General features: G+C 73.6%; 6 protein-coding genes. All 6 read right to left on the bottom strand.

Translation table 11 applies throughout. The features are described 5' to 3' along the window. Positions 1-53 precede the first annotated feature (53 nt). A complete protein-coding gene (locus ACIQOV_RS19205) occupies positions 54-242 on the bottom strand; it encodes a DUF6126 family protein (protein ID WP_401049889.1) in 189 nt (62 codons plus the stop codon). A 32-nt stretch (positions 243-274) separates the two neighbouring features. Next, positions 275-910, bottom strand: a complete 636-nt coding sequence (locus ACIQOV_RS19200; protein WP_359897928.1) for an XRE family transcriptional regulator — start codon at positions 908-910, stop codon at positions 275-277. Positions 911-993: 83 nt separating this feature from the next. Further along, entirely contained in the window at positions 994-2,706 is a 1,713-nt protein-coding gene (locus ACIQOV_RS19195; protein WP_401049891.1) for a pyruvate dehydrogenase, read from the bottom strand. Positions 2,707-2,823: 117 nt separating this feature from the next. Continuing rightward, a complete protein-coding gene (locus tag ACIQOV_RS19190; RefSeq protein WP_401049886.1) occupies positions 2,824-5,229 on the bottom strand; it encodes a glycoside hydrolase family 65 protein in 2,406 nt (801 codons plus the stop codon). Positions 5,230-5,302: 73 nt separating this feature from the next. Continuing rightward, positions 5,303-6,052, bottom strand: a complete 750-nt coding sequence (locus ACIQOV_RS19185) for an HAD family hydrolase (RefSeq protein WP_401049884.1) — start codon at positions 6,050-6,052, stop codon at positions 5,303-5,305. A gap of 137 nt (positions 6,053-6,189) precedes the next feature. Then, positions 6,190-6,990, bottom strand: a complete 801-nt coding sequence (locus tag ACIQOV_RS19180; protein ID WP_401049881.1) for a VOC family protein — start codon at positions 6,988-6,990, stop codon at positions 6,190-6,192. Positions 6,991-7,142 lie beyond the last annotated feature (152 nt).

Genomic DNA, 7,142 nt, shown 5'->3' with positions numbered 1-7,142 from the left:
GTCCGCCCGCCTCCCTCGGGGGTGGGGGGCGGGCGGACGGTCAGGGGTTCGAACTACTTGTTGCGGCTGCCCAGTTCGAACAGGAGGATGATGAAGCCGGCGAAGATGTGGATGCCGGCCGTGTAGATCACCAGGCGGTGGTAGACGCGCTTGTTGGCCCACTTGCCGGCGTCCATGGTCTTCGGACCCGCTGCGGTGTCGGCGCCGGCGGCCGGGGTGGCGGTGGTGGTGGGATCGGCCATGGTGATCTCCTCCGGGGTGTTCTGACGGCTGGTCAGTGAACGGCGGCGGGGCCGCCGCCGAGGCAGAGTTCGCCGCCGGGGCTCTGCAGCAGGGTGTGGACGAAGAGCAGTTCGACGCCGCTGTCCGACTCCGCGGCGATGCAGTGCGGCGTGAGCGAGTCGTAGTGGGCGGAGTCGCCCACCCCGAGTTGGTGGACGCGGTCGCCGAGGGTGACCCGGAGCGCGCCCTTCAGGACGTACAGCCACTCCTCGCCCGGGTGGACCCGGACCACCGAGTCCTGCACGCCCGGCGGGACGTGCACCCGAAGGGCCTGCATGGCGCGGCCGGGGGCGCCGGCCCGCCGGTAGCCCCAGCCGCCGGCCCGGCCGGGCTCGATGGCGCCGCCGCGGACGATCGGGTCCGGCTCGGCGAGGGTCTCGCCGAGCAGGCCGGAGACCGAGGTCCCGTACGCGCGGGCGAGGCCGAGCAGGACGGGCAGCGAGGGCTGCCGTCGGCCGGTCTCCAGCCGGGACAGATAGGCTGGGGAGAGTCCGACCCGTCCGGCGGCCACCTCCAGCGTGAGGCGACTGCTGAGCCGGTGCTCACGGAGGCGGGCGGCGAGGCCGGCGACCTCCTGGTCGTCGAGCTGTTCGCCGGTCGTGGCGGCACCGGTGGAGCTGCTGGTCATGTGTCCAGTGGACACCCGGCGTGCCGCAGGGGCAAGAAATTTGCCTCAGAGGCAAGAGCCCGAAGGGGACCGCGTCCCCGCGCTCACGGCCGCGGGATGTTCCGCAGATTGCTCCGGGCCAGGTCGATCATGCGCCCGACGCCGCCCGAGAGCACCGTCCGGCCCGCCGCCAGGGCGAAGCCCTTCAGCTGGGCGGCGGTGACGTGCGGCGGGATGGACAGCGCGTTGGGGTCGGTGACCACGTCCACCAGGGCCGGACCCGGCCGCTCCAGCGCCTCCGCCAGCACCTCCCGGACCCGGGCCGGCTCGGTGACCCGCTTGGCCTGGATGCCCATCGCCCGGGCGATCCCGGCGTAGTCCACGTCCCCGTTGTCGATCTCGGACTCCGGGTAGCCGGAGACCAGCATCTCCAGCTTGATCATGCCCAGTGCGCCGTTGTTGAAGACCACCGTCTTCACCGGCAGCCGGTGCTTGGCCACCGTGAGCAGCTCGCCGAGCAGCATGCCGATCCCGCCGTCGCCCGCCATCGCGACCACCTGCCGCCCCGGGCAGGCGAGCTGGGCGCCGATCGCGTGCGGGAGGGCGTTGGCCATCGAGCCGTGCAGGAAGGAGCCGATCACCCGGCGGCGGCCGTTGGGCCGGAGGTAGCGGGCGGCCCAGACGTTGTTCATGCCGGTGTCCACGGTGAACACCGCGTCCTCGGCGGCCACCTCGTCCAGCACCGAGGCGACGTACTCGGGGTGGATCGGCAGGTGCTTCTCGATGTCCCGGGTGTACGCGCCGATCACGTCCTCCAGCGCCCGGCAGTGCTTGCGCAGCATCCCGTCCAGGAAGGCGCGGTCCCGCGTGGCGTCCAGCAGCGGCAGCACGGCCCGCAGGGTGGCGGCCACGTCCCCGTGGACGGCCAGGTCGAGCGGGGTGCGGCGGCCGAGCCGGGTCGCGTCGTGGTCGACCTGGACGGTGTGCGCCTGCGGCAGGAAGGAGTCGTACGGGAAGTCGGTGCCGAGCAGCAGCACCAGGTCGGCGGAGTGCAGCGCCTCGTGGCAGGCGCCGTAGCCGAGCAGTCCGCTCATGCCGACGTCGTACGGGTTGTCGAACTGGATCCACTCCTTGCCGCGCAGGGAGTGGCCGATCGGCGCGTTCAGGGCCTGCGCGGCCGCCATCACCTCGGCGTGCGCCGCACGCACCCCGGCGCCGCAGAACAGGACCACCTTGCGGGCCGCGTTGAGCAGCCGGGCCAGCTCCTGCACCTGGGACCAGGGCGGCGCGGCGACGGCCTCCTCGGTGAGGAAGTGGCCGGTGCCGGTGGGTGCGGCAGCGGTCAGCGCGGCGACGTCCCCGGGGAAGGCGAGCACCGAGACGCCGTGCGAGCCGAGCGCGTGCTGGACGGCGACCCGCAGCAGGCGGGGCAGCTGGGCGGGGGTGGAGAGCATCTCGCACCAGTTGCTGCAGTCGGTGAACACCCGCTCGGGATGGGTCTCCTGGAAGAAGCCGGTGCCGATCTGCCCGGACGGGATGTGGGAGGCGAGCGCGAGCACGGGCAGGCCGCTGCGCTGGGCGTCGTACAGGCCCTGGATCAGGTGGGTGTTGCCGGGGCCGCAGGACCCGGCGCAGACCGCGAGCCGGCCGGAGAGTTCGGCCTCGGCGGCGGCCGCGAAGGCGCCGGCCTCCTCGTTGCGCACGTGCACCCAGCTGATGCCGTCGGCCCGGCGGATCGCGTCCACGACGGGGTTGAGGCTGTCGCCGACGACGCCGTAGACCCGCTCCACCCCGGCCTGCCGGAGCACTTCCACCATCTGTTCGGCCACGCTCACCACGGCTGTGCTCCTTCGGTCGCCACGGGACACCTGCACCCTCCGCCGGGGAGGTGGCGGGCGCAGCCGGGGCGGGCCGAAGGAGTGAGCGGGTACGGGCTACTCGGCCGCCAGGTGGTCCTGCTGACCGAGCTTGCCGGCCGCGAGGCCGGCCTGGGGCTGGCGGCGGCCGGGTTCGCGGCCCGGGGGCTGGGCGACCCGCTCCTGCGCGGGCGGGACGGTGGTCGCCAGGGTGACCGGGGAACCGGACTCGACCTGCACCGCCTCGCCGTCGTGCCGCAGGTGGAGGACCTCGCCGCGGCGCAGCGTGTACGTCGTGCGCTCATGGGTGATCTCGACGCCGAGCAGGTGCCCGCGCACCAGCAGCGAGAAGCTCAGCCGCATCAGCCCGGACGGCAGCCGCGGCCGGAACGAGAGCGTCTCGCTGTGGTCGCGCAGCCCGCCGAAGCCGGCCACCAGGGCGATGCAGGCCCCGGCGAGCGAGGCCATGTGCAGGCCGTCCCGGGTGTTGCCGCCGAGGTCGTGCAGGTCCATCAGCGCCGCCTCGGCCGTGTAGTCGTAGGCGAGGTCGAGCTGGCCGACCTCGGCGGCGATGACCGCCTGGGTGCAGGCGGAGAGCGAGGAGTCCCGGACGGTCAGCCGCTCGTAGTAGGCGAAGTTGCGGGCCTTCTGCTCGTCGGTGAAGGCGTCGCCGCGGACCTGCATGGCGAGCACCAGGTCGGCCTGCTTGACCACCTGCTTGCGGTACAGGTCGAAGTACGGGAAGTGCAGCAGCAGCGGGTACTTCTCCGGCGGGGTCCGCTCGAAGTCCCAGACCTGGTGGTGGGTGAAGCCGTCGGCCTGCGGGTGGACGCCGAGGTCCTCGTCGTACGGGATGTACATCGCGGCGGCCGCGTCGCGCCAGGCGGCGGTCTCCTCGGTGTCCACGCCGAGCAGCGAGGCCTCGTGCGGGTGGCGGACGGCGGCCTCGGCGGCGGCCCGCAGGTTGCTCTGCGCCATCAGGTTGGTGAAGACGTTGTTGTCCGCGACGGCGCTGTACTCGTCGGGGCCGGTGACGCCCTCGATGCGGAACCTCCCGGACACGTCGTGGTGGCCGAGCGAGCGCCACATCCGGGCGGTCTCGACGAGCAGTTCGAGCCCGTACTCGCGCTCGAACTCGGCGTCGCCGGTGGCCCGGACGTAGCGGGCGACGGCGGCGGCGATGTCGGCGCCGATGTGGAAGGCCGCGGTGCCGGCCGGCCAGTACCCGGAGCACTCCTCGCCGCGGATCGTCCGCCACGGGAACACCGCGCCGGACAGGCCGAGTTGGACGGCCCGCTCGCGGGCCAGCGGCAGGGTGGTGTGCCGCCAGCGCAGGGCCTGGTTGACGGCGGCGGGCAGGCAGTAGGTGAGCACCGGCAGGACGAAGGTCTCGGTGTCCCAGAAGCTGTGCCCGTCGTAGCCGGGCCCGGTCAGGCCCTTGGCGGGGATGGCCCGCTCCTCGCTGCGGGCGCCCGCCTGCAGGACGTGGAAGACGGCGAACCGGACGGCCTGCTGGAGCTCGACGTCGCCCTCGATCGCGATGTCGCTGGTCTCCCAGAACTCCCTGAGGAACGCGGCCTGTTCGGCGACCAGCCCGTCCCAGCCGGTGTAGCGGGCGGCGGTCAGCGCGGCCTCCACCTGGTCCCGGACGGCGGGCAGCGAGCGGGTGCCGGACCAGCCGTAGGCGATGAACTTGGTCAGCCGCAGCCGCTGGCCCGCCTTGAGCACGGTGGTGGCGCTGATCCGGCAGTGGTCGGCCTCGGACTCGGCGACGGTGTCGGACTTCTCCGGGCCCTCGATGATGTGGTCCATCCCGGCCGCGACCCGGATGCCGCTGTAGCGGGTGCGGTGCACCAGGACGGCCTTGGTGGCGCTGGCGTGGTGCGCCTCGGGCTGCAGCGGCGCCTCCATCACGGCGGCGGCCCGCGGGTCGCCCTCGGGGCCGCCGGGCAGCTGCTCGTTGGCGACCAGCTCGGACTGGAGCACGATCCGCACCGGGCCGTCCACCGCCTCGACGCTGTACTCGACGGCGGCGATCGCGCGCTGGGTGAGCGAGACCAGCCGGGAGGAGCGCACCCTGATCGTCCGCCCGGCCGGGGAGGTCCACTCGGCCTCGCGGTGCAGCAGGCCCTCGCGGAAGTCCAACCAGCGCTTGTGGCTGACGAGTTCGCCGTAGCGCAGATCGAAGGGCTCGTCGTCCACCAGCAGCCGGATGATCTTGCCGTTGGTCACGTTGATGACGCTCTGGCTGGACTCCGGGTAGCCGTAGCCGCCCTCGCCGTACGGCAGCGGGCGCAGCTCGAAGACACCGTTGAGGTAGGTGCCGGGCAGGCCGTGCGGCTCGCCCTCGTCCAGGTTGGCGCGCAGGCCGATGTGCCCGTTGGACAGCGCGAAGACGGACTCGGCGCGGGCCAACGAGCCCAGGTCGAGGCCCTGTTCGGTGATCTGCCAGGGGTCGATCGCGAAGTTGTCCCCGGGACTCACGCGCCCCCCTCGCCGCGCTCGGCAGGGGCGTTCGCCCACACGCGCCTCTCGATGATTCGCTCGCCGCGCTCGCTCACGCGCCCCCCTCCCCCAGGAGCTCGGAGAGGTCCTGGACGACCACGGTCGCGCCGTCCCGGCGCAGTTCGGCGGCCTGGCCGGTGCGGTCCACCCCGACCACCGCGCCGAAGCCGCCGGCCCGGCCGGAGGCGACCCCGGCGAGCGCGTCCTCGAAGACCGCGGCGCGGGCGGGTTCGACGCCGAGGGCGCGGGCGGCGTACAGGTAGGTGTCGGGGGCGGGCTTGCCGGGCAGGCCCTCGGCCTTGGCGACGTTGCCGTCCACGATCACCTCGAACAGCTCCTCGATCCCGGCCGCCCGCAGCACGTCGCGGCAGTTGGCGCTGGAGGAGACCACGGCGCTGGGCAGCCCGGCCGCGCGCAGCCGGTGCACGTAGTCCACCGAGCCCTGGTACGGCTGGACGCCCCGCTCCCGGATCAACCGCAGCACGGTGTCGTTCTTGGCCCGGCTGATCCCTTGCACGGTACGGGAGTTGGGCGGGTCCTCCGGGGTGCCCTCGGGCAGTTCGATGCCCCGGCCGAGCAGGAACGCGCGGGTGCCGTCCAGGCGCGGGCGGCCGTCCACGTAGGTGTCGTAGTCGGTGACGGCGTCGAAGGGGACGAACTGCCCGCCGGTGCGGGCGGCTTCGGCGCGCAGGAAGGCGTCGAAGGTGTCCTTCCAGGCCGCGGCGTGCACCTTCGCGGTCTGGGTGAGCACCCCGTCGAGGTCGAAGAGGAAAGCACGGATGTCGTCCGGTAGCCCCAGCATGGGTGCAGTCTTACCCGGGATCGGGGGGAAGCCGCCCATTTCCCGGCGGCGCGTCGCGGGAAGGGCGGCTTCCGGCGGCCCGGCCGGGCCGCCGGAACGGGACCGGACGGGACGGGACCGGACGGGACCGGACGAGGTTACGGCGAGTCGGGCATCTGCGCCTCGGGCGACTCGACGACCGCGAAGACCGCGCCCTGCGGGTCCTGGACCACCGCCATCCGGCCGGACTGCATGTCGAAGGCCGGCTGGATCACCGAGCCGCCTGCCTTGACCAGGGCGTCCACCGTGGAGTCGGCGCTGTCCACCGAGAAGTAGGTCATCCAGTGCGAGGGCGTGCCGGGCGCCAGGTAGCCGGGCATCGCCTGCATGCCGCCCACCGTGCGGTCGCCGACGTTGAGCGAGAAGTAGCCGTCCATGCCCTGGATGGTGGCCGGGCGCAGCCCGAGGGCCGGCTGGTAGAAGCTGCCGGCCGTCCCGGTGTCGGCGGTGTTGAGCTCGTTCCAGACCAGCGCGCCGGGCTCGTTGACCACGCCGGCGCCGATGAAGTCCATCGCCTGCCAGACCCCGAACACCGCGCCGGTCGGGTCGGCGGCGACCAGCATCCGCCCGATCGTGCCGACGTCCATCGGGTCGTACAGGACGGTGCCGCCGGCCTCCGTGATGGAGGTCCGGGCCGCGTCGGCGTCGTCCGAGGCGAGGTAGGTGGTCCAGGCGACGGGCGGCACCGGCTGGCCCTCGGGCGCCATCTGCGCCATGATCCCGGCGACCGGCCGGCCGTTGAGCAGGCACACGGCGTAGCCGCCGAATTCGGCCGGGCCGACCTCGCCCTGCCAGCCGAACAGGTCGCGGTAGAAGTCGAGCGCGGCCTGCTGGTCGCTCGCCATCAGGTCGACCCAGCACGGGGTGCCGGGCATGTACGGATCGGTGACTACGGGCATTGCTGGGCCTCCCGGAGGCGGTGGTGGCCGGCTGTAGTGGTCGGGACGGTCGGGCCGTCGTCCGGGCCGGGCCGGGTGGGGGGGGGGGCCCCCCCCCCCCCCCCCGGGGCACCCCCCCCCACCCCCCCCCCCCCCCCGCCCCCCCCCCCCAA

Origin of the sequence: Kitasatospora sp. NPDC091257 (assembly GCF_044757675.1) — a bacterium.
Taxonomy (GTDB): domain Bacteria; phylum Actinomycetota; class Actinomycetes; order Streptomycetales; family Streptomycetaceae; genus Kitasatospora; species Kitasatospora lactacystinica.
The sequence above is the reverse complement of the archived record's forward strand: the minus strand, read 5'-3'. Positions and strand labels throughout refer to the sequence as shown.

Bases quoted from the DNA above. Each gene is read 5' to 3' on its own strand.
- ACIQOV_RS19205 (WP_401049889.1), bottom strand. From the start codon at position 242: ATGGCCGATCCCACCACCACCGCCACCCCGGCCGCCGGCGCCGACACC.
- ACIQOV_RS19200 (WP_359897928.1), bottom strand. From the start codon at position 910: ATGACCAGCAGCTCCACCGGTGCCGCCACGACCGGCGAACAGCTCGAC.
- ACIQOV_RS19195 (WP_401049891.1), bottom strand. From the start codon at position 2,706: ATGGTGGAAGTGCTCCGGCAGGCCGGGGTGGAGCGGGTCTACGGCGTC.
- ACIQOV_RS19185 (WP_401049884.1), bottom strand. From the start codon at position 6,052: ATGCTGGGGCTACCGGACGACATCCGTGCTTTCCTCTTCGACCTCGAC.
- ACIQOV_RS19180 (WP_401049881.1), bottom strand. From the start codon at position 6,990: ATGCCCGTAGTCACCGATCCGTACATGCCCGGCACCCCGTGCTGGGTC.